General features: G+C 70.7%; 17 protein-coding genes. 7 read left to right on the plus strand and 10 right to left on the minus strand.

What is annotated here, in order from left to right:
* Nucleotides 1–7 precede the first annotated feature (7 nt).
* The 4 genes from OG841_RS06770 to OG841_RS06785 are packed head-to-tail and all read left to right on the plus strand — an operon-like array spanning nt 8 to nt 4,173.
* Nucleotides 8–859 (plus strand): Wzz/FepE/Etk N-terminal domain-containing protein, encoded by an 852-nt coding sequence (locus OG841_RS06770; protein ID WP_371564012.1) that lies wholly within the window; start codon nt 8–10, stop codon nt 857–859.
* A complete protein-coding gene (locus OG841_RS06775) occupies nt 822–2,318 on the plus strand; it encodes an oligosaccharide flippase family protein (RefSeq protein WP_371564014.1) in 1,497 nt (498 codons plus the stop codon). The genes OG841_RS06770 and OG841_RS06775 overlap by 38 nt, the downstream gene beginning before the upstream one ends.
* Complete coding sequence (locus OG841_RS06780) at nt 2,315–3,370, plus strand: hypothetical protein (protein ID WP_371564016.1); 1,056 nt, start codon at nt 2,315–2,317, stop codon at nt 3,368–3,370. Before OG841_RS06775 ends, OG841_RS06780 begins: the two co-directional genes overlap by 4 nt.
* Before the next feature lie 11 nt (nt 3,371–3,381).
* Nucleotides 3,382–4,173, plus strand: coding sequence for a glycosyltransferase family 2 protein (locus OG841_RS06785; RefSeq protein WP_371564018.1), 792 nt, complete (start codon nt 3,382–3,384; stop codon nt 4,171–4,173).
* On the opposite strand, the gene OG841_RS06790 is transcribed toward OG841_RS06785, so the two are convergent.
* On the minus strand, nt 4,152–5,063 hold the full coding sequence (locus tag OG841_RS06790; protein ID WP_328642290.1) for a glycosyltransferase family 2 protein: 912 nt from the start codon (nt 5,061–5,063) through the stop codon (nt 4,152–4,154). The genes OG841_RS06785 and OG841_RS06790 overlap by 22 nt on opposite strands.
* The gene (locus OG841_RS06795) at nt 5,060–7,072 is read right to left on the minus strand and encodes an O-antigen ligase family protein (RefSeq protein ID WP_371564020.1); all 2,013 of its coding nucleotides are present in this window, start codon (nt 7,070–7,072) and stop codon (nt 5,060–5,062) included. Before OG841_RS06795 ends, OG841_RS06790 begins: the two co-directional genes overlap by 4 nt.
* A gap of 71 nt (nt 7,073–7,143) precedes the next feature.
* Here OG841_RS06795 and OG841_RS06800 point away from each other — a divergent pair, with 71 nt between their 5' ends.
* A complete protein-coding gene (locus OG841_RS06800) occupies nt 7,144–7,806 on the plus strand; it encodes a hypothetical protein (protein WP_328642288.1) in 663 nt (220 codons plus the stop codon).
* Nucleotides 7,807–7,823: 17 nt separating this feature from the next.
* On the opposite strand, the gene OG841_RS06805 is transcribed toward OG841_RS06800, so the two are convergent.
* From OG841_RS06805 to OG841_RS06840, 8 genes are all read right to left on the minus strand, one after another.
* The gene (locus OG841_RS06805) at nt 7,824–8,870 is read right to left on the minus strand and encodes a glycosyltransferase family 2 protein (protein ID WP_371564023.1); all 1,047 of its coding nucleotides are present in this window, start codon (nt 8,868–8,870) and stop codon (nt 7,824–7,826) included.
* Nucleotides 8,871–8,944: 74 nt separating this feature from the next.
* Entirely contained in the window at nt 8,945–12,544 is a 3,600-nt protein-coding gene (locus OG841_RS06810; protein ID WP_328642286.1) for a DUF4082 domain-containing protein, read from the minus strand.
* Nucleotides 12,545–12,615: 71 nt separating this feature from the next.
* Nucleotides 12,616–13,734, minus strand: a complete 1,119-nt coding sequence (locus OG841_RS06815; RefSeq protein WP_328642285.1) for a DegT/DnrJ/EryC1/StrS family aminotransferase — start codon at nt 13,732–13,734, stop codon at nt 12,616–12,618.
* Nucleotides 13,731–14,420, minus strand: a complete 690-nt coding sequence (locus tag OG841_RS06820; protein ID WP_328642284.1) for an acetyltransferase — start codon at nt 14,418–14,420, stop codon at nt 13,731–13,733. The genes OG841_RS06815 and OG841_RS06820 overlap by 4 nt, the downstream gene beginning before the upstream one ends.
* The gene (locus OG841_RS06825) at nt 14,417–15,556 is read right to left on the minus strand and encodes a DegT/DnrJ/EryC1/StrS family aminotransferase (protein WP_328642283.1); all 1,140 of its coding nucleotides are present in this window, start codon (nt 15,554–15,556) and stop codon (nt 14,417–14,419) included. The genes OG841_RS06820 and OG841_RS06825 overlap by 4 nt, the downstream gene beginning before the upstream one ends.
* The gene (locus OG841_RS06830) at nt 15,553–16,539 is read right to left on the minus strand and encodes an SDR family NAD(P)-dependent oxidoreductase (protein WP_328642282.1); all 987 of its coding nucleotides are present in this window, start codon (nt 16,537–16,539) and stop codon (nt 15,553–15,555) included. Before OG841_RS06830 ends, OG841_RS06825 begins: the two co-directional genes overlap by 4 nt.
* Nucleotides 16,540–16,583: 44 nt before the next feature.
* Entirely contained in the window at nt 16,584–17,639 is a 1,056-nt protein-coding gene (locus OG841_RS06835; protein ID WP_328642281.1) for a Gfo/Idh/MocA family protein, read from the minus strand.
* 23 nt (nt 17,640–17,662) lie between these two features.
* Nucleotides 17,663–19,102, minus strand: a complete 1,440-nt coding sequence (locus tag OG841_RS06840; RefSeq protein ID WP_328642280.1) for a sugar transferase — start codon at nt 19,100–19,102, stop codon at nt 17,663–17,665.
* Nucleotides 19,103–19,350: 248 nt separating this feature from the next.
* On the opposite strand from OG841_RS06840, the gene OG841_RS06845 reads away from it, so the two are divergent.
* Together OG841_RS06845 and OG841_RS06850 are read left to right on the plus strand one after the other, a co-directional pair.
* Nucleotides 19,351–20,202, plus strand: coding sequence for a glycosyltransferase (locus OG841_RS06845; protein ID WP_328642279.1), 852 nt, complete (start codon nt 19,351–19,353; stop codon nt 20,200–20,202).
* A gap of 27 nt (nt 20,203–20,229) precedes the next feature.
* Nucleotides 20,230–21,573, plus strand: coding sequence for an MFS transporter (locus OG841_RS06850; protein ID WP_328642278.1), 1,344 nt, complete (start codon nt 20,230–20,232; stop codon nt 21,571–21,573).
* The last annotated feature ends 8 nt before the right edge of the window (nt 21,574–21,581 follow it).

The following is a 21,581-nucleotide window of genomic DNA, read 5'->3' on the forward strand; positions in this document are numbered from 1 at the left end:
GACCACCATGGATCTCGCTGAGATCTTCCGGGTGATGCGCAGGCGCTGGTACATCCTGCTGCCGGGGCTGCTGCTGACGATCGGCCTGACGGTGGCCGTGGCACTGACGGTCCCGGTCACCTATCAGTCGCAGAGCACGGTGGTCCTGCTGAACTCCGAGAAGGCGACCAAGGCCTACGACGGCAACCCCTTCCTCAGCACCCAGACCTCGCTGACCGGCATGGCCGACAGCCTGGCCCGCAACCTCAACTCCGATGTCTCCCTCCGGGAGCTCAAGTCCCGGGGCGCCACCGGCACGTTCGAGGCCAAGCTCGCCGACAACGCCCAGGGTCCGCTCATGTGGCTCACGGTGACCGGCACGGACAAGAAGGCCGTACTGAAGTCGGACCGCCTGCTCACCGAGTACGCCGACGAGCGTCTGGTGGAGTTCCAGAAGCAGCAGTCGGTCACCGAGAACGCCAGGATCCGCATGATGACGATCGTGGCCCCGCAGAACCCGATGGCGCAGACCAAGACCCGGCTCGAGTACATGATCATGGCCGGGGGTCTGGGTCTGGTCCTGAGCCTGATCGCCACCTTCTACGTGGAGGCGCGCCGGCGGCCGCGTCCGGCGGTGCGGGAGAACGAACCCGCGCAGCCGGCCGCCGAGCCCGAGCCGGTGACCGGGGCGAAGGAGTCGGTCGCCGAGCAGACGATGGCCCTCAGGACGCCGCCCAGTTGGTCGCGGTCCGCCGAGAAGACGCGCGCCGAAGGCCTCAGGGCCGGACGGAACGTCATGACCGTGGCGCCCGCCGCCGAGGCGCTCGACGAGGAGTCGACACATGGACAGCGTTCGCACACCGGACAGCGAGAGACCTGAGGCGGGCGAGAGCCCGTCGTCTCCCGCTCCTGCCTCCCTCGGCAGGAAGGTCCGTTCCGCGGCCCGCTGGAGCCTGATCAACACCGTGGTCATGCGCCTGGGCAACTTCGCCACCGGCATCCTGCTGGCGCGGTTCGCCCTCGGGCCCGCGGAGTGGGGCGTCTACGGCATCGCCCAGACCGTCCTCCTGGTCCTGCTCTCCGCCAACGAACTGGGCGTGGGTCTCGCCATCATCCGCTGGGAGGGCGACCCGCGCCGCTTCGCGCCGACCGTGCTGACCCTGAGCGTCCTGTCCAGCGGCCTGCTGTACATCGCCCTGTTCGTCTCGGCGCCGACGGTGGCCGGACTGCTCGGCTCGCCGGACGCCTCGGGCGTCCTCAGGGTGATGTGCCTGTGCCTGGTGATCGACGCGGTGGCGCATGTGCCCGCCGGCATCCTGACCCGGGAGTTCGCCCAGGGCAGGCGCATGGTCATCGACGCGCTCAACTTCGTCCTCAGCACCGCCGTGACCCTGCTGCTGGCCTTCTCCGGCTGGGGGGCGATGAGCTTCGCCGTCGGCGCGGTCGTGGGCAACATCGCCGCGCTCGTCGGCTGCGCCGTGGCCGTCCCCGGCACCCTGCGGTTCGGCTGGGATCCCGAACAGGCCCGTGCCCTGCTGAAGTTCGGGCTCCCCCTGGCCGGCGCGAGCCTGCTCGCCCTCGCCGTCGTCAACGTGGACACCATGGTCGTGGGCTCCTCCCTCGGACAGATCTCGCTCGGCTTCTACGTCCTGGCGTTCAACATGTCCGGCTGGCCGGTACGCGTCATCTCCGAGGCGGCCCGCCGCGTCTCCTTCGCGGGCTTCTCCCGCCTGGCCGACTCCCCGCAGGCCCTGGCCCAGGGCTTCGGCCGCGCCCTGGGGGTCCTGGTCACCGGCACCGTGCCGCTGTGCGTCCTGCTGGGCGGACTCGCGGCCCCGGTCATCCACCTCGTCTACGGCGGCAAATGGCTGCCCGCCGCCGAGGCGCTGCCGTGGCTGATGGCCCTGGGCCTGATCCGTATCGTCTGTGAACTCGCCTACGACTGTCTCGTCGCGGTCGGACAGCGCCGCTCGCTCATCCTCGTGCAGGGACTGTGGGTCGCCGCCCTCGTCCCCGTCCTGATCGTCGGCTCCCGCATGAACGGCATCGTCGGCGTCTCCCAGGGCCATGTCCTGGTCGGCGCGGGGCTCGTCGTCCCGGTGTTCCTCTACGCGCTCTCCCGCGCCGGGATCGGCCTCGGCCACATCACCAGGGCCTGCGCCTGGCCCTTCCTCGGGGGTGTGGCGATGACGGTGGTACTCCTCGGCGCCAAGCGGCTGCTCGGCGACGGCACCCTCGCCCTGTTCCTCGTCGGCACGACTTCCCTGGCCTGCTACGTGGTGTGCGTGCTGCCCAGCCGCCGCTTCCTGCTCGGCTCCCGGACCCCGGAGACCGTATGACCACGCTCCGCCGACTGCTCGTCGGCCTGGCGCTTTTACTGACGGCCGCCTGCTCCTCGGGAGGGGAAAAGGCAGACCGCGCCGAGCCGACGCCCACGCGAACGCCCTCGGCCGCCGCCGACCCCACGCCGTCCGCGAGCGCCCCGGCCTCCGTGAGTCCCCGTATCTCGACGCCCACCCACAGGCCCAAGCCGTCCGCGCCGCCCCGTTCTCCCGGCACCGCCCCGGCCACCATCGCCGCGCCCCCGGACGCCGGTTTCCCGAACGCCGGGACCACCGGCCCCCGCCTGCGGCTCAAGCCCCGCGCCGCCGGGAACATGAGCGTCACGACCGACGGGGCCGTCATCAGGGGCCAGGACATCACCGGCTCGCTCGACATCTACGCGAACAACGTGACGGTCATCGACAGCAGGATCACCTCCACCAACTGGTGGGGCATCAACCTGCGTCCCGGCCACAGCGGGCTGAGGGTCCTGCACACCACCATCACCGCGGTGCCGGGCAAGGGTCCCGACAACGGGGGCGTGAACTACGCCGTCTCCAACATGGGCAGCAGCTCGATCGAGGTCGGCTGGTGCGACATCTCCGTGTTCGGCAACGCCCTGTCGATGGGCCAGGGGAACCTCCACGACAACTACGTCCACGGCCTGGTCCCCTTCCGCAACAACGGCGGCGAATGGCAGCACACCGACGCGGTGATCAGCGGCGGCGGCAGCGACGGCACGCTGGTGATCCGGCACAACACCCTGCTCAACGCGGTCCCCGTCGACCAGGGGGCGTCCGCCGCCGTCGGCCTGTTCGCCGACACCGGGCACGTCTCCAACACCGTCATCGACGGCAACCTGCTGGCCGGGGGCGCCTACGCCCTCTACGGCGGCGGTGACGGCGCCACCGGGATCACCGTCACGAACAACGTGTTCTCCACCCGGTACCACCGCTACTCCGGCGTCTACGGAGCCGTCACCGCCTGGAACGCGGGCGGCGCGGGCAACGTCTGGCGCGGCAACCGGTTCTCCGACGGCACCCCCATCACCCCCGAACCGGCAGGCTGAGGAAGAGAGTCATGCGACGCATCGCCCGCGCCCCCTGGGAGCTCCTCAAGGGCGCCTTCGGCTGGCTGGTCCTCTTCGAGCTGCGCAACAAGGTCCTGCTCATGGCGTCCGCGGCGCGGCTGCGCCGTCTCGAGAACGCCGAGACCCGCCGGCTGGTGGCTGCCCTCGGGCCCGTGCCCGAGGCCCTGGTCGCCACCGTCATCGCCACCCACCGGCGCCCCGACGCGCTGCGCGCGGCGATCGCCTCGGCGCTGGCCCAGACGGTTCGCGACCAGGTCGTCATCGTCGTCGACGACGGCGCGGGACTCCCCGAACTCCCGGACGATCCACGCCTGTTCGCGGTCTCCCTGACGCGCAACACCGCCGTGGCGGGCGTCGTGCGCAATGTCGGCATCCGCCTCACCCGGTCGCGGTACGTGGCGTTCCTGGACGACGACAACCGGTGGGAACCCGACCATCTGGAACGGGCGTTGGCTGTCCTGGAGGCTCCCGACGGCCCCGCGGGTGTCTACACCGCACTGCGCCGGGTCCTGCCGGACGGCACCGAACGGGACGTCCTGTCCGTGGAGTTCGACCGCCGTCGGGCCGCCCGGGAGTCCTTCCTGGACACCAACGCGTTCGTCGCGCGACGCGACGGTTCGCTGCACTTCAGCCGTCTGCGCAGGACACCGGAGGTGCTTCCGCGCGAGGACTGGGAGCTCGTGTACCGCTACAGCCGTGATCATGTCGTACGCCATGTGCCGCACGCCACCGTGCGGTATCTGGTGAACCCCGGGAGTTTCTACACGACGTGGTCCGGCTGAGCGGCGGCTCGCAGCGCGCCCGGCCGGAGCAGGGCGCCGGCCGCCGCGCGGCTGGCGCGTCTGCCGAAGGCGGCCCGGGACGCCTCGCGCAGGAACACGGCGCCCCGGAAGGACGCTGTCGCGACAGCCCCGTGGCGTCGCCCGTACAACCGCACCCGGTTGAGGGTGAGCAGGGTCCACAGCCGGGGCGACACCTGGGAGTCGCCCCCGAGGTGCACGGCCTCGGCCGACGGCTCCAGCTGCGTGGCGTAGCCCAGATCCCGTGCCCGCAGGCAGTACTCGGTCTCCTCCGAGTAGAGGAAGAAGGACTCGTCCCACGGACCGCAGGCGGCCCGGCAGTCGGCCGCGATCGCCATGAGCGCGCCGGTCGCCCAGTCCGCGCGTGTCGGCCGCCGGTACGCGCCGGGGTCGGTGACGAGTTCACTCAGCCGCGGGAAGCGTCCGGCCCGACGGTTGCCGATGACGGCCTCGCCGAGAGCCCGGAGCACGCTCGACTCCCGGCGCAGTGAGTAATGGGGCGTGTCCCGGCCCTCCTCGTACAGAAGGGGTACGGCGATCCCGACGCCGTCGCCGAGACTGTCGACGAGGCGTTTGGCGCAGCCCTGCCGCATCCGGATGTCCGGGTTGCAGATCAGGGCCGGCCCGTGCTCGCCGACGGCCTTCAGCGCCGCGTTGACGCCGGCCGCGTACCCGGCGTTGCGGCCGGTCTGTACGACGGTGGCCTCGGGGGCCAGCTCGTGGAGGACCTCGACGGTGTCGTCGGCGGAGTCGTTGTCGGCGACGACCAGCCGCCAGTCGAGGCCGGCCATGCCCTCCGGGAGCGCGGCGAGGAACCCGGGGAGCACCTTGGCGCTGTTCCAGGTGACGACGATGACGGCGACGGGGCTCAACGGGACTCCACGAGTTGGGGAAGCCGGTCTTCGGAGACCTTGCGAGGGGCGGCCGGGGCCGCGGCGGCGGCCGCCTCGCGCCGGACGAAGCCGAGATAGCTGCCCCCCGCCCCCAGCACCAGGAAGAACATGCCGGCGAACATGGGGAAGCTCAGCGAGTCGAAGGTCGCGCTGCTGACCAGGGCGACCAGCGACGAGGCGAAGAACGCCTGCCCGAGTTCACGGTCGGACTCGGTGCGGGCGAGTCGGCGGATGGCGCCGCCGTGGTGGATGCCGGTGATGAACAGGACGAGCAGGGCGACGAGTCCGAGCGCCCCCATCTCGGCCAGGGTCAGCATGTACTGGTTGTCCGTGAAGAAGTACAGGTCCGGGGTGAAGGTGCCGAAGCCCCGCCCGAACAGCGGGTGTTCCTTCAGATAGGGCACGATCGCGCTGTACTTGACCGTACGGGCCTGGGTGCTGCTGTCGGAGTTGGACAGGAACGACGCGAACAGACCCGTGATCGTGCCGATCAGTCCGGGGACGAGCACCTTGAAGACGGCCACGGAGGCCGTCATCACGCCGATCGCGGCCCAGCGCCGGGCCGGCTTCCAGCGCGGCACCATCACCAGGGCCACCAGCAGCAGCCCGATGATGGAGGTCCGTGACACGGACAGGGGCAGCGCACCGCCCATGAGCACCACCGGGGCCCAGCGGCGCAGGACGTGGCGGTGACGTCGTACGGGATCGAAGGCCTGCTGGATCGCGAAGGGCAGCAGGATCGCCAGCATGCCGGCGAACTCCAGCGGCTGGGCCGTGGTGGCCCGGGGCCGGGTGAAGGCGCCCCGGTCCATGGCGCTCACCTGGGCCACGCTGGTCTGCAGGCCGGGGATGTGGATGGAGTCGGCGATGTTGGTGGCCGCGAAGAAGTCGTAGAAGCCGATCGCGGCGACGACGGACGCCAGGACGACCACCCGACGCATCAGGACGTCCAGCCGCCCGCGTTCCTGCATGGCCGCCGAGGTCAGGACGACGAGCGACACCCACACCAGGTATCCGATGAGCCCGCGGTCGGCCCCGAGTACCTCCTGGTGCGAGCTCTCGCGCATCGCGTCCGCGATGTAGGCCATGAGGACGGCCGTGCCGAGCACGCACATCGAGACGCGCACGAACCTGGTCCCCGGCGCGGGCAGGATCCGGCCGCCCAGCCAGGTCGCGAGGTACCACAACAGGCCGAGCAGGGCGAAGACGTTGGCCGGGGTGCCGACGCCGCCGAGCGCGGGCAGGGCCAGGTTCGAGGGGATGAAGAAGGCCAGCGCCAGATAGACGGTGAGGATCGCGGTGGCGTCGACGCGGCGGTTCAGCCAGCTCACCCGTTCGCGGGCGGGGGCCTGACGCGGCCGGGCGGGGGCCTTCCGGCGGCGGCGCACCACCGTGACGCCCTCCACCAGGATCGACAGCAGGAACGCGCTGACGACACCCAGGATGACGACGGCCGCGATGCCCTGGTAACGGTTCTTGGACTCCGCCACCGGGGTCTGCGGCAGGACCACGGGGGCCGTCTGCACGAGATACGCGGGCGGCACCTTGGCGGCGGCCTGGAGGGCGTCGAGCTGCTCGCCCGCGAAGGCGGTCAGGATGTCGGTCTCCTTGAGCACCTTCGCCCGGTCGGTCCCGGTGACACTGAGCACGAGCAGCGGGCTCTCGCTGTCCGGGGCGAACCCGGAGGTGTACGGGTCCGTGACGCCCCTGCTGTGCAGCTCCTTGGCCGCGTCGCTCGATTCGAGGGTCCTGATCAGCACGTCGGCCGTGACGATCAGCGAACCGCCCGCGTTCGAGATGGGGTTGCCGAAGGTGGGGGCCAGCCGGGCGACGGCCGAGGAGTCCAGCAGCGCGACCGAGCTCTGCGACTGGTAGGAGACCGGGACGGTCTCGTACAGATAAGCGCCGCCGAGCAGACTCAGCACGGTGAAGGGCACCATGAAGTACCACCGTCGGCACAGAATGGCCCATATCTCACCAATGCTCACGAACCATTCCTCCTTTCGGTGGCATCCGGCCACATGTCCTGCCAGTATCGGGGGCGACGGAAGGAACTCACATGTCGCCCGGGAACGTCGCCGATGCGCTGCTCCGCCGCTGGTACGTCCTGGTGGCGGCGCTGCTGTTGACGGCTGCCGGGGCCTACCACGTGGTGCGCCCCACTCCTCAGTACGTCGGCTCCGCGGTGGTGGTGCTCAAGCCGCCGGTGACGCAGAACCAGCCCAACCAGCTCACCAATCTCCAGCCGCCCCTCGCCGTGCTCTCCTACGGCGTCGTACGGCAGCTTGAATCGCCCGCGGGAACCAAGGAGTTGAAGGCGGCGGGCGTGCACGGGTCCTACCATCTCGTCCCCCGCAACAGCGGCACCAGCGCGACGCCCCGCTACCTGATCCCCTCCCTGCAGGTGCAGTCGCAGGCGTCCGGAGCCGAGGCCGCGGTGACGGCGGTGAGCCGCATCATCGACGTCTACACCCGGCACGTGGACGCGGTACAGAAGGCCGAGAAGGTCCCCGCGGGGGCGCGGATCACCGCGACCGTCCTGACCTCCCCGAGCGCCGCCCAGGTGCAGGGCGACAAGATGCGGGGGCTGGCCGGTACGGCCCTGCTGGGCGCGGCGGGCGGCATCGTCGGCGCGCTGTGGCTCGACCGGTATCTGCTGAGCCGCCGCAAGGACGCTCCGGGCCGGCGCCGTCGCACCGAGCCGGTGCCCGTGGTGAGCTGAGGGGAACGGGTGGTTCATCAGATTCCGCGGCGCTTCCAGGACTCCCACCACAGCCACTCGCGCCCACGTTCGGCCACGGCCGACCACACCAGCGGCTGAAGGTACGGCATGGCCTGGGGGCCGATCCGCCGTCTGAGCCGCAGCGCACGGTACTCGGGCAGGGCCCGGTAGCCGGGCAGGCACTCCTCGGCGAACGCGACGCACTCGTCGACCGGGACGACGGCGGTACGTCCCCGGTCGTAGGCCCGGTAGGCGCGGCGCAGCGCGAAGCGGGCGAGCCGGGTGTGGACCTGGTCGGCCAGGCGGTCGGCGTCGGGCAGCCGGTCGGCGCATTTGGTGAGCACCGAGTCGAAGGCCACGAGCCGCTGGCGCAGGTCGTCCAGTTGGCCGCCGAAGTCGACGGTGGACATGTTCTTGCCGTGGACGCGGTAGAAGGCCTGGTCGGCGCCCCGTATGTAGCCCACGTCGGCGTGCGCGGCGAGCCGCATCCACATCTCGATGTCGCCGGCGTGGGGCAGCGCGGGGTCGTAGCCGCCGACGGTGCGCTGGAGGCTGGTGCGCACGACGACCTCCGGCGAGGTGATGCAGCCGGTGCCTTCGCGAAAGCGCCGGTCCAGCCACCAGTGGCCGGGGTAGACGACCGAACCGGTGCTCCGGGTACGGGCCTCGGGCAGCGGGCCGCCGTGCTGGAAGCGCAGGGGGCGCCCGTAGGCGAAGCCCGCCTCCGGGTGGGCGTCGAGGAGGGCTGCCGCCCGTACCAGCGCGCCCGGGACCAGCCGGTCGTCGGCGGACAGGAGGGCCACGTAGTCGCCGTCGGCCCAGTCCAGCAGGCCTTCGTTGTACGTGGCGATGTGGCCCTTGTTGGTCTCGTGGACGTGGACCTCGATCCGCGGGTCGGAGGCCGCCAGTTTCTGCGCGACCTCCGCCGAGTCGTCGGGCGAGGCGTCGTCGATGATGAGCACCCGGACGTCGACGCCGTCCTGCTCGTCCAGGACGCTGCTGACACAGTCGGCGAGGAAGTGGCCGTACTTGTAGCAGGGGATCACAACACTGACGGTGCTCATCTGTGGGGAAGCCAATCCCCGGTGGCGGTCCGCGCCGGGCTCGGCGCGGACCACCACCGGTGGGTTCTGGTCGGTCAGTTCTTCTTCTTGCGGACGGTCGTCTTGCTGGTCAGGGTCCAGGTCTGGGACTTCACCGTGTGGCCCTTCTTGTCCCGGGCCTTGACGCCGACCTTGAACCGGGTGCCGTCCGGCAGCGGGGACGACAGGTGGACGGACACCTTGTGGGTGGCCCTGTTGTAGGAGGTGACGGCCGTGACGTGGAGCTTCTTGGCGGCCTTGGAGCCGCTCAGGATGGTCACGGTCGCCTTGACGGACGACAGCTTGGTCGAGGCGGGCAGGGTCGTGACGAGGGGGCTCGTCGCGTCGGCGGTGTGCGCCAGCGAGGACGCTGTCACCTCCGAGGCGTTGGCCGTCGCCAGGGACGCGCTCGGGTCGTCGGCGGTGAAGACCGGGCCGACCCAGTAGTTCGCGGATCCGTAGGAGCCGTTCGGGAAGGCCGCCGAACTGCCGTACCGGTAGAGCCCGTTGTGGTGGGCGCTGGTGTCGGCCGTGGCCGTGAGCGGATACGACTGGTGGGCTGCCGTGAAGTAGCCACCGTCCACCGCGTAGTTGCCGTTCGGCGCGTGGTAGGAGGCGACGTAGGCGGTGCCTGCGGTGACGGCCACCGGGGTGGCGAAGGTCATCGTCTGCCAGCCGGATGCCGACTCGGTGGTGAAGGTGCCGGTGGCGAGCAGCGTGCCGTCGTCGGACCACAGGCTGCCGGTGTGGGTGCCGGTGTTGGTCGCGCCCTTGTAGAACGTGACACCGGTGATCCAGCCGTCCGCCGAGGAGATGAACCGGGTGCCGAGTTCGACCGAGTTGCCGTCACCGGTGACGGCGGCGGTGGCCGGGGTGGCGGAGGCGCTCCACAGGGTGCAGGGGCAGGTGACCGCCGGCGGCTGGGAACTGGTGGTGAAGCTCCAGGTAACTGGGTCCGCCATTTCGTTGCCCCACAGGTCGGAGGCCTGGACGGACGCGGTGTACGTGGTGTGCAGTGCCAGCTCGGTCGACGGGGTGAAGGTCGCCTTGTTCGACGCGGGAAGCGTCTTGGTGCCCGGCACGGTGTTGCCGTCCGGGTCCTTCACGGTGAACGTCAGGCTGTCGACGTCGATGGCGTGGTCGAAGACGGCCGACACCGGTGCCGTGATCGACGTACCGGTCGCGCCGGACGTCGGCGAGGTGGAGGTGACGGCCGGCGGGGTCGTGCTGGCCGTCGAGGTGTCCAGCACCACGTCGACCCAGTAGTTGCTGCCGGAGGACGCCGAGGACGGGAAGGCGCTGGTCGAGCTGTAGCGGTAGACGCCGTTGCCGCCGTCGGTGCCGGACTGGAGTCCGGTGAGCGGGGCGAGGCCCGCGGCCTTGTCGGAGAAGTAGCCGCCGTCGTAGGAGTATCCGCCGTTGGGGGCGAAGTACGAGGCGACGTAGGTGGTGTTGGCCTTGACGGTCACCGGGGTGGAGAAGTTCAGCTGCTGCCAGCCGGAGGCCGTCTCGCTGCTGAAGGTGCCGGTGGCCAGACGGGTGCCGGAGGCGCTCCACAGGCTGCCGGTGTGGGTGCCGGTGTTGGCCGGCGACTTGTAGAAGCGGACACCGGTGATCGAACCGGCCACCGTGGTACGGAACTTGACGCCGAGCTCCAGGGAGCTGCCGTCACCCGCGTTGACGGTGCCGGGGACGGCCGAGGCCGGCCAGATGGTGCAGGGGCAGGCCTGGGGGCCGACGGTGAGCGCGACGGTGGTGGTGGAGCCGATGTTGACGCTGTCGTCCACCGCGCGGACCTTGATCGACGCCGAGCCCGGGGTCGTCGGGGTCCACGTGTAGCTCCAGGACGTGAGGCCGGTGGCGGCGTTCCACGTCGACCCGCCGTCCGTGGACACCTCCACGCGGGCCACCACGCCACCGGAGTCGGAGGCGGTGCCCTTGATGGTGACCGGCTTCAGCGCCGGGACGGTGGTCCCGGAGGCCGGACTGGTCACGGTGACGGCCGGCCCGGTGGTGTCGGTGGAGGCCGTGGCGGCGACGAGGTTGCTCTGCCGGGTGAGCGGCTGGACGCCCATGTCGGCGAGGATGTTCACGGTCGCCTGCTGCATACGGGCGTCCTCGGTGACCACCGTGTCCGCGGGGTCGTAGGTCGGCAGGTTGGTCAGGCCCCACGACCACTGCACGGTTCCCGCCCCGAACACCAGGGCTCCGGAGTCCTGGTCGCGGAACTCGACGAGATTGTGCGTCGCGGTGCCGTTGCCGTACATGTTGCCCCAGTCGAGGCGGTACTTCCCGTCGTTGATGTCCACCGTCGTGGACGACAGGTCGATCGCGCCGGCCGGTCTGGTGCTGTTGGAGATGTCGCTGTCCCACTCGTAACCGAGCGTCCCGGTCGGGAAGGTGGCCGTCTGGCTCGCCGTGAGGTTCGCGATGGAGGTGCCCCGCCACAGCCGGTTCTTGCCGTACGAACCGGGGACGGTGATGGCGTCGGAGCGGTAGCCGTTCACCGTGAACATGGAGCCGGTGAGGATGTTCGGCGGCTGGTAGGTCTGGCCGTAGTTCGTGCTGGCGGGGTCCATCCAGGTGCCGGTCCACTCGCCGCTGGGGTCGGCGATGCCGTTGTTCTGGGCCATCTTGGTCATCTTGTAGCAGACCAGGGTGCGGTTGGCGGTGCTGGTGCCGTCGATGCTGGGCGTCAGACGGGTCTTCCAGAACACCTCGTTGCCGCTGAAGAAGGCCTGCCGGACGCCTGCCTTCCGGGCCGCCAGGACGTTGCTGTACTGGCTCTGCGTCCAGTACTCGTCATGGCCCGAGGACATGTACACCTTGTGCTTCTTCAGCAGGGTGGCGCCGTTGGTCGACACGTCCACGCCGGAGAGATAGCTGACGTCGTAGCCGTTGCGCTCCAGCCAGGACAGCATCATGAACTCGGAGCCGTAGATGCCGTTGTCGCCGCCGATGTCCAGCGGGCGGTTGTAGCTGACCTCGTAGGCGCGGCCGTCGGGCGCGGGCCCGGTGCCGCCGTAGAGGTCCTGGCCGCCGTAGTCGTTGTACGCCTGCCAGGTCTGGTCGCTGGTCTGCACGACGACGTCGGAGGTGCTGGAGTCCTTGCGGACGACGAACGGGTACGGCATCAGGCCGTCGCCGTCGTTCTGCGTCAGGTTCGCGATGTACAGGCCGGACACGGCGTCACTGGGCACGGTCCAGTTCGCGGTCACGGGCCAGTTGCCGCAGTCGACCAGGCCGGTGGCGGCCTTGGTGGTGCAACTGGCGGCCTTGGACGTGTAGTTGGCCGGGTAGGTCACCGCTGCCTGGGCCGCGGTCGACATCAGGCGCGCACCGTCGCCGCCGTACCAGCCGAGGCGGTAGATCTCGACGTGGTAGGAGACCGGCGACTGGATCTTGAACTGGACGGTGTCTCCGGCCTGGACGCTCTCCTTGGTGGAGAACCCCTTGATGTCACCGTAGGCGTTGGGCGAGAACCAGTCGGACTTGGGGCTGCCCGTCTTGCTGTTCTCGCAGACGATCGGGTTCGAGCCCGTTCCGCAAGGATCGGAAGCCGCCTGGGCGATCCCGGCCTGCGGGAGCACCGCCCATATCAACGCGGCTATGACGGCGAGGCGGCCGCCCCGGAGCCGTCTGCTCCATCTGTTCATGTGTACCTCTCAGCGGTGCTGTGCAGGACCGACCCGGAAGTCGGGGGTGAGGCGTGTGGTGAGGGGACCGATCAGCCTCGGAGCGCTTCGGCGAGCGCGGCCACGACCCGTTGCTGCTGGTCGGGGGTGATCTGGGGGTAGAGCGGAAGCGACAGGATCCGCTCCGCCGCCTTCTCGGCGTGCGGGAAGTCGCCCGGGACGTGGCCGAGATGCCGGTACGCCGGGGTGAGATGGACCGGAGCGGGATAGTGCACGCCCGCACCGATGCCCTCGGCGTTGAGCTTGCCGACGATGTCGTCGCGGTCGGATCCGTCGACCTGGACGACGTACAGGTGCCAGACGTGGACGTTGCCGGCCTCGGTGGTCGGGAGCACGACCTGTCCGGTGGCCGCCAGGTCGGCGAGCAGCTCGTCGTAGCGGGCGGCGGCCGCCCGGCGGGCCGCGTTGCCGTCCGCCAGCCGCCTGAGCTTGGCCCGCAGGACGACGGCCTGGAGTCCGTCGAGGCGGCTGTTGAACCCGGGGACGTCATGGCGGTACTTGGCGACCCCGCCGTGGTTGGCGATCGCCCGAACCAGACCGGTGAGTTCCTCGTCGTCGGTCAGCACCGCGCCGGCGTCGCCGTAGGCGCCGAGGTTCTTGCCGGGGTAGAAGCTCGTGGCCGCGACGGTGCCGCTGCCCGGCGACCGGCCGTCGCGGGTCGCGCCCTGGCACTGGGCGGCGTCCTCCACGACCCGTACCCCGTCGGGCAGTCGGGCGGCCAGGTCGGTCACCTCGGCCATCTGCCCGTACAGGTGGACCGGCACGACCGCGCGGGTGGCCGGGCCGATCGCGTCCAACGCCTTCTGAGGGTCGAGGAGATGGCTGTCGGGCAGGCAGTCCGCCAGGACCGGGCGCGCGCCGATGCGGGCGACCGCGCCCACGGTGGCGATGAAGGTGTTGGCGGGCACCACGACCTCGTCGCCGGGGTTCACCCCGCTCGCGCGCAGGGCGAGTTCGACGGCATCGGTACCGTTGGCGACGCCGACGCAGTGGGCGACGTCGCCGAAGTCGGCGTATTCGCGCTCGAATCGGCGCACCTCGTCGCCGCCGACGAACGCGGTGTTCGCCAGGATCCGGTCGAATCCGGCCCGGACCTCGTCGGCGACCTCTTCGTGGGCCGCCTTGAGGTCCACAAGCGGAATCTGGTTCATGTCAGCGGTCCCCCCACTGTTCTGTTGGCAAGTTCGTTCAGCGCCGGCTCCCCCGCCGCGCGCAGCCGCCGGGCCGGGCTCCCCACCCAGATCTCGCCCGGCGGGACGTCACCGAGTACGGCACTCCCCATGCCGATCTGTGACCAGGCACCCACCGTGGTGCCCTCCCGGACCAGAGCGCCGGAGCCCACATAGGCGCCCCGCTCCAGCCGTGCTCCCCCGCCCAGGCGGACTCCGGACGTGAGCGTCACGTAGTCCTCGACGACGTCGTCATGGGTGAGGACGACCTGCGGCATCACCGCGACATGCGCGCCGACCCGCACGGCGGCGGTCAGGACGCAGTGCGCGAGCAGGACCGAGCCGGGGCCGACCTCGGAGGTCGCCGACACCACCGCGGTCGGGTGGACCACGGTGGCGTAGCGGCCTTCGGGCAGGCCGAACCTGCGGACCAGCCGGGCCCGGACCGCGTAGTCGCGCGGGTTGCCCACGCAGACCACCACCCGCGCCTCGGACAGGTCGTTCACCAGGTCGCAGCCGCCCAGGACGGGCACCCCGTCCACGTCGGTGCCGTGCAGGTCGGCGTTGTCGTCGAGGTGCCCGAGCAGCGTGAAATCGCCGGCGTCCCGTACGGCCTGCGCGGTCTCCCGGGCGAAGCCGCCCGCCCCGACGATCACCAGTTCGTTCATCTTCGGGCCTGCTCGCGCAGTGCCGCGACGACTCGGTCCTGCTGGGCCTCGGTCATCGTGTGAAACAGCGGCAGGATCAGCGAGTCGCGGCTGATCCGCTCGGTGACCGGCAGCGGCACGCTCGGGTGGTCCGCGTAGGCCGGTTCGAGGTGCGCGGCCATGATCCCGCGCCGGGCGGAGACTCCGGCGTCGGAGAGCGCGGCGAGCAGGTCGTCCCGGCCGACCGGGAAGTACTCGGCGAGCAGCACCCAGTAGGACTGGAAGTTGCTCTGCCCGTGCCCGGGGTCGCGGACGGGGGTGAGGCCGGGGACGTCGCGCAGCAACGCGTCGTAGCGCGCGGCCAGTTCACGGCGGCGGGCGATCATCGCGTCGAGCTTGCCGAGCTGGACCAGGCCGATCGCGGCCTGCACGTCGGTCATCCGGTAGTTGAAGCCGACTTCCAGGTAGCTTTCCAGCACCGGCTTGTTGCTCGCGTGGCGTTCCGCCGCCGAGGCGTTCATGCCGTGCTCGCGCAGCCGGCGCAGCCGGACCGCCCACTCGGCGTCGTCGGTGGTGACCATGCCGCCCTCGCCGGTGGTGACCACCTTGCGGGGGTGGAAGGACCAGGCGGCCAGCAGCGCGCCGTGGCCGACGGGCTTCCCCCCGACGGTCGAGCCGATGGCGCAGGCCGCGTCCTCGACCAGCGGCAGGTCCCAGTCGGCGCAGGCGGCGCGCAGGGCGTGCACATCGGCCGGCACGCCGCCCTGGTGGACGGCGAGGACGGCCCTGGTGCGCGGGGTGCGGACCTGGTCCACGGTGTCCGGCGTCAGGTTGCCGCTGACCGGGTCGACATCGGCGAACACCGGCTCGGCGCCGACGTACCGTACGGCGTTGGCGGTGGCGATGAACGACAGCGACGGCACCACGACCTCGTCGCCGGGCCCCACCCCGAGAGCGACGAGCGACAGGTGCAGCGCGGTGGTGCAGGAGCTGACCGCGACGGCGTGCTCGGCGCCCACCCGCTCGGCGAACGCCTTCTCGAAGGCGGCGACCCGGGGGCCCTGGGCGACCCATCCGGACAGCACCGCGTCGGAGGCGGCGCGCGCCTCCTCCTCGCCGAGCCAGGGGATCATCACGGGGATGCGGTCGGTGCTCACTTGGCGTCCTCCTGGTCGGCGGAGCGCTCCGCGCGCCACCACTGGACCAGGTCCCTGAGCCCCGTGCGCAGGTCGATCTCGGCGGTGAAGCCGAGCCGTTCGGCGGCCTGCGAGGTGTCCGCGAGCCTGCGGACCACCGAGTTCACCGAGCGGGCGGGCCCGTGCACCGGCTCGAGACCCTCGGCCCCCATCGCCTCCAGCAGGCCGTCGGCGAGTTCGCGCAGCGAGGTCTCGGTGCCGCTGGCGACGTTGAAGACCTCGTCGGTGACGTCCGACTCTGCGGCCAGCACATTGGCTCTGGCGATGTCGCGGACGTCGACGAAGTCCATGGTCTGCGTGCCGTCGCCGAGGATGAGCGGCGGCTCGCCCGCCTCGATGCGCTCCATCCAGCGGATGAGCACCTCGGTGTACAGGCCGTGGATGTCCATCCGGGGGCCGTATACGTTGAAGTAGCGCAGGGCCACGTAATCGAGCCCGTACATGGCGTGGAAGCTGCGCAGCATCCCCTCGTTGAAGGCCTTCGCCGCGCCGTAGAACGTGTCGTTGTTGTACGCGTGGTGGCGCTCGGTCGTCGGGAAGACCTCGGCCATGCCGTAGACGGACGCCGAGGAGGAGGCGATCACCTTGCCGACGCCGGCCGCGGCCGCCGCCTCGAGCACGTTGAAGGTGCCGTCGACCAGGACCTCGTTGGCGAGCCTCGGCTCCTCCGCGCACTGGGTGATGCGGATCGCGGCGAGATGGAACACCAGGTCGGCGCCCTCGGTGACCTTCTTCACGGTGTCGATGTCCCGGACGTCACCCTCGACGACCTCGACGACTCCGCTGGGCAGCGCCTGCGCGAGGTTGGCCCGCCGCCCGCGCACGAAGTTGTCGAGTACGACGACCTCGCGGGCGCCGGCCTCGGCCAGCAGGTCGACCAGGTTGGAGCCGATGGTGCCCGCTCCCCCGGTGACCAGGATCTTCTTGCCACGTACGCTGCTCAACTGCTGTGCCCTCTCAGGGAATTGCATCGCTTGTTGGATGTCGCTCAACGACCGGCGCGCAGGCCGACGACCGCGCCCTTGAACTCCAGGCTCCGCGAGGCCGCCTCGAGGATGTCCAGCACCCTGAGGCCCGCCCGGCCGTCGGTCAGCGGCGCGCGGCCTGTCCTGATCGCGTCGGCGAACTCGTCGACCATGCTGCGCAGCGCTTCCTTCTCGCCGATCGCGGGCGCGACCATGTCTCCGGAGCGGTACGAGATGAGCATGTCCCTGCGCTCGTCCGCGCCGATCTCCTGCGGTGCGGCCATGTCCACGCCCCGGTCGTAGACGGACACCCGCTGGAGGGGGTTGAGGTCGTCCCAGAGCAGGGTGCGCTTGGAGCCGCCCACCATGGTGGTCCGCACCTTGGTCGGTGACAGCCAGTTGACGTGTACGTGGGCGATGGCCCCGGTGCTGAGTGTGAGCGTCAGATAGGCGATACAGGCCTGTCCGGCGCCGATCGGGTCGGCACCGTGGGCGGCGACGGCGACCGGCTCGACGCCCTCGGGGAGGATGAAGTCCAGGATCGACAGGTCGTGCGGGGCGAGGTCCCACAGGACGTCGATGTCCTTCTGGACCAGCCCCAGGTTGATGCGGACCGAGTCGACGAAGTGGACCTCACCGAGTTCACCGGAGTGGACCAGGTCCCTGATGCGGCCCACGGCGGGGGTGTAGCAGTAGGTGTGGTCGCACATCAGGGTGAGCCCGCGTTCCTCCGCCTCGGCCACCAGACGCATCCCGTCGGCGTACGTCGCCGCGAGCGGCTTCTCCACCAGGACGTGTTTGCCGGCGCGCAGGGCGGCCAGGGCGATGTCGAGGTGGGTTCCGGCGGGCGTGGCCACGGCTATGGCGGCCACCTCGGGATCGGCGAGTACGGCCGCGTAGTCCGCGGTGGCCTCGACGGTCGAGTAGCCGCCGAGAACCCGGCGGGCACGGTCCACGTCGAGGTCGCACAGATAGCGCAGCCGGAACTGCTCGCCGGCCTGGAAGTTGCGGACGAGGTTGGGGCCCCAGTAGCCGGCCCCGACGACCGCGACTCCCAACGGCTCACTGGTCTGCGTCACTTGGTTCCTCTTCCTTCGGTCCATCAGTAGGCCCCCGTTCCGCGCACCACCGCTGTCGTGGTGCGCGCCAGGATGGACAGGTCGAGGCTGGTCGACCAGTTGTCCACATATGCGAGATCGAGCCGGACCGCTTCCTCCCAGGGCAGGTCCGAGCGGCCGCTGACCTGCCACAGCCCGGTGAGGCCGGGCTTCACGAGCAGTCGGCGCCTGACCTCCGCCGGATACCCGTCCACCTCCTCGGGCAGCGGCGGGCGCGGGCCGACGAGTGACATGTCGCCCCTGACCACGTTGATCAGCTGCGGCAGTTCGTCGAGCGAGCTGCGGCGCAGAAAGGATCCGACCCGCGTGATCCGGGGGTCCCCCTTCACCTTGAACAGCAGACCGTCGCTGTTCTGGTTGAGGTGTTCCAGCTCCTCGCGCAGCGCCTCCGAATCGGGGCGCATGGTACGGAACTTGAACATGGTGAAGTGGTCGCCGTACCGGCCCACCCGCTGCTGCCGGAAGAGTGCCGGCCCGGTGCTGTCCAGGCGGACGATCAGGGCGAGCACCAGCATGGGCAGGGCGAGCAGGAGCAGGAGCGCCGCCGCGAAGGAACGATCCAGCAGTTCCTTCGGCAGCCGCGAGGTCCTGGAGAGGTTCGGCGCCTGGATACGTACCAGCGGCACCCCGTTGGTGGGCCGTACCGCGAGCCGGGCGGTGGACACGTCGGCCAGGACGGGGGCCAGCAGGAAGTCGACGCCCCGCGCGGCCGCCGTCCAGGACATCCGGCGCAGGACGGAGGCATCGAACTCGGGCGCGGGCAGCACCACCACGGTGCCGATGCCCATGGCCCGGATGACGTCGTCCATGGTGTCCACGCCACCGAGGACGGGGATCCCCAACTTGCGGACCTCCGTGGCGTTTCCGGGGTCGCTCAGACACACGCCGGCGGCCCGGAGTTCCTGGACACCGTCGCGCCGCAGCACGGCGACCAGCTCCGCGACGCCGCGCGCCGGACCGACCAGGAGCGTCGCGCTCCGGCCCCGGTTCCTGGCCCATCGCCGGTGCAGCCGGCGACGGAGCGCGTACCGGGCCGGCAGGGCGATGGCAGCCGCCGGCACCGCAGCCATGATCATGTCATGAAGGAGGCCCGCATCGTGGGTGAACGACCAGTGCGCGATCGCGGCGAGGGCCGGCAGTGCCACGGCTCCGCGGAGCACCCGTCGGTACTCCTCGGTCCCCAGCCCCAGGGCGCTGCGGTCGTAGGTGCGGTGCGCGACCATGGCCACGATCCACGTCGGAGGCAGCACCAGGGCCACCGCCCAGCGACCGTACGCCGCATGGATCACGAAGGCCGCGGCAACAGCGGCGAGGCTGTCCGCGACCAGCAGGACGATCCGGTACTTCTGTTCCCAAGGTCTTCGGCGACCTTGTGGACTGCTGTGTTCCACAAGCTGTTGCTCATGCGTGACCTCAATGGTCATGCGCCCCCCACACGTGCACGGTTACCCCTGACCGAACGCCGATGCGCCCCCAGCACATCGGCGGGTGAAAACAAAAGAAGCCTCAGCGGTTCCCCAACCGCCTCATGTCCCCATACATGTCGGCTCGGGTCTCATGTTCCCCACCCAAACCGGTTCGGCGGCCCTCAATCTAGACCACCGAACGCAGTCACGGGAACAGTTGGACGAAACACACATCGCATTAGTGACATCGACTGCATACTGCCCACGTGACGAGCATCGTGATCCCGGCCCACAACGAGGCGCAAGTCATCGGCCGGCTCCTCGATTCACTTCTGGCCGAATCCCCGGAGGACGAGACAGACATCGTGGTCGTGTGCAATGGCTGTACGGACGACACCGCGCATATCGCGGCCGCTCGCGGTCCACGCGTGCGGGTGGTCGAGATCCCCGTGCCGTCCAAGCACGCCGCTCTGCGCGCGGGCGACGACCACGCGCGCGGCTTCCCGCGCCTGTATGTGGACGCCGACGTCGTGATCGGGAGCGCCGACGTACGGGCACTGACCGCGCCTCTGGACGACGACGCCTCGGGCATCCTCGCCACCGCGCCCGAACGGCGCATTCCGCTGGCCTCCTGTGCCTGGCGGGTGCGCGCCTACTACCGGGTCTGGCAGCGGCTGCCCGCCGTACGCGAGGGGCTCTTCGGCCGGGGCGTCATCGCGGTCTCCAAGGCCGGGCACGTCCGGCTCGCCGCGCTGCCGCCGCTGATGGCCGACGACCTGGCCGCGTCCCTGGCCTTCGCGCCGGAGGAACGGCTCGTGGTGGACGCCGCCCAGGTCGTGGTCCAACCGCCTCGAACATGGCCGGATCTGATCAAGCGGCGGATCCGGGCGGCGGTGTCCACCGCCCAGGTCGAACAACATCATCAGGGCCCGGAAGAGGCTTCGGCGCGTACGAGCAAGGCGGATCTGATCGCCCTGGTCCGCGGCGAGCCGAGGCTGATCACGGGTGTCGTAGTCTTCGTCGCGGCGGCGCTTGTCGCCCGGCGCGGGGCCGCGAAGGCCATCCGGGCACAGGACTTCGGCACCTGGCTGCGGGACGAGAGCAGCCGACAGAACTGAAGCGCACCAGATCCGGAGTTCCCGATCATGTACCTCACCGACCGCACCGCGCCCGCGGGGGCGGGCACCGACCGGGGCCGAAGACGCGGCCCACGTCCCGGGGTCGCCCCGGTCGTGCTCGTGCTGGGCACGGTCAGCCTGATCACCGACATCTCCTCGGAGATGGTCACCGCCGTCCTGCCGCTGTACCTGGTCACCACGCTCGGCTTCAGCCCGCTGGCCTTCGGCACCCTCGACGGTGTCTACAACGGCGTCGGCGCACTGGTCCAACTGACCGGCGGCCACCTCGCCGACCGCATCCGCAACCACAAACTGCTCGCCGGACTCGGCTACGGTCTGTCCGCGCTGTGCAAACCGCTGCTCCTGCTCGTGAGCAGCATCGGCGCGCTCGGCACGGTCCTCGCCCTGGACCGCACCGGCAAGGGCCTGCGCACCGCCCCGCGCGACGCGATGATCTCCCTGTCCACACCGTCCGGGAAACAGGGCCGGGCCTTCGGCGTGCACCGGGCGATGGACACCACCGGAGCGATGCTCGGCCCCCTCGCCGCCTTCCTCATCCTGAGCGCGGCGGCCGACGGCTACGACGCGGTGTTCGGCGTGAGCGCGTGCGTGGCGGTGCTCGGGGTGGTCGTCCTGGTGCTGTTCGTGCCGGGGAGGAGACGTGCTGCGCGAGCGGATCGGGCAAGTGAGGCGGAGGGCCGGCAGCCTGGTGTGGTTCGCGAGGCGGGTGCGGCGGACACCGGGGTGCCGGAAGCCGGTGCCGCCGACGGCAAGCCTCCCGTGCGTATCCGCGAAGCGTTCGCGCTCCTGCGCCTGCCCCGCCTGCGAGCACTCGCCGGCTGTGCCGCGCTGCTCGGCCTGACCACCGTCAGCGACGCCTTCGTCTACCTGCTCCTGCAGCGGCGCGCCGGCATCGGCGAACAGTGGTTCACGCTCCTGCCGCTGGGCACCGCACTGGTGTTCCTGCTGCTGGCCGTGCCCCTCGGCGCGCTGGCCGACCGGGTCGGACGGCACACCGTGTTCCTCTCCGGGCACGGGGCACTGCTCACCGGTTACGCCCTCCTCCTGTGGGCCCCTGCCACCCCGGCCCTCCCCTTCCTCGTGCTCGCCCTGCACGGCGTCTTCTACGCGGCCACCGACGGCGTGCTCCCGGCCGCCCTCGCGGACATCGTGCCCGAGGAACTGCGGGCCAGCGGTCTCGCCATCGTCGGCACCAGCCAGGCGCTGGCCCGGTTCTGCTGCTCGCTGGCCTTCGGCGCGGCCTGGACGGTGTGGGGGGACGGCCCGGCGCTGGCCGCGTCGGCGGTCGGCCTGCTGTGCTGCGCGGCCGTCGCGGGCAGGGTGCTGCGGCCGGCGGACGGCAACCGATGACCACGACA

The organism is Streptomyces canus (genome assembly GCF_041435015.1).
In the GTDB taxonomy this organism is placed as follows: Bacteria; Actinomycetota; Actinomycetes; order Streptomycetales; family Streptomycetaceae; genus Streptomyces; species Streptomyces canus_G.

Excerpts from the sequence above, each read along its gene's own strand:
- OG841_RS06770 (WP_371564012.1), top strand. The coding sequence starts at position 8 with ATGGATCTCGCTGAGATCTTCCGGGTGATGCGCAGGCGCTGGTACATC.
- OG841_RS06775 (WP_371564014.1), top strand. The coding sequence starts at position 822 with ATGGACAGCGTTCGCACACCGGACAGCGAGAGACCTGAGGCGGGCGAG.
- OG841_RS06780 (WP_371564016.1), top strand. The coding sequence starts at position 2,315 with ATGACCACGCTCCGCCGACTGCTCGTCGGCCTGGCGCTTTTACTGACG.
- OG841_RS06785 (WP_371564018.1), top strand. The coding sequence starts at position 3,382 with ATGCGACGCATCGCCCGCGCCCCCTGGGAGCTCCTCAAGGGCGCCTTC.
- OG841_RS06800 (WP_328642288.1), top strand. The coding sequence starts at position 7,144 with ATGTCGCCCGGGAACGTCGCCGATGCGCTGCTCCGCCGCTGGTACGTC.
- OG841_RS06805 (WP_371564023.1), bottom strand. The coding sequence starts at position 8,870 with ATGAGCACCGTCAGTGTTGTGATCCCCTGCTACAAGTACGGCCACTTC.
- OG841_RS06810 (WP_328642286.1), bottom strand. The coding sequence starts at position 12,544 with ATGAACAGATGGAGCAGACGGCTCCGGGGCGGCCGCCTCGCCGTCATA.
- OG841_RS06815 (WP_328642285.1), bottom strand. The coding sequence starts at position 13,734 with ATGAACCAGATTCCGCTTGTGGACCTCAAGGCGGCCCACGAAGAGGTC.
- OG841_RS06820 (WP_328642284.1), bottom strand. The coding sequence starts at position 14,420 with ATGAACGAACTGGTGATCGTCGGGGCGGGCGGCTTCGCCCGGGAGACC.
- OG841_RS06840 (WP_328642280.1), bottom strand. The coding sequence starts at position 19,102 with ATGACCATTGAGGTCACGCATGAGCAACAGCTTGTGGAACACAGCAGT.
- OG841_RS06850 (WP_328642278.1), top strand. The coding sequence starts at position 20,230 with ATGTACCTCACCGACCGCACCGCGCCCGCGGGGGCGGGCACCGACCGG.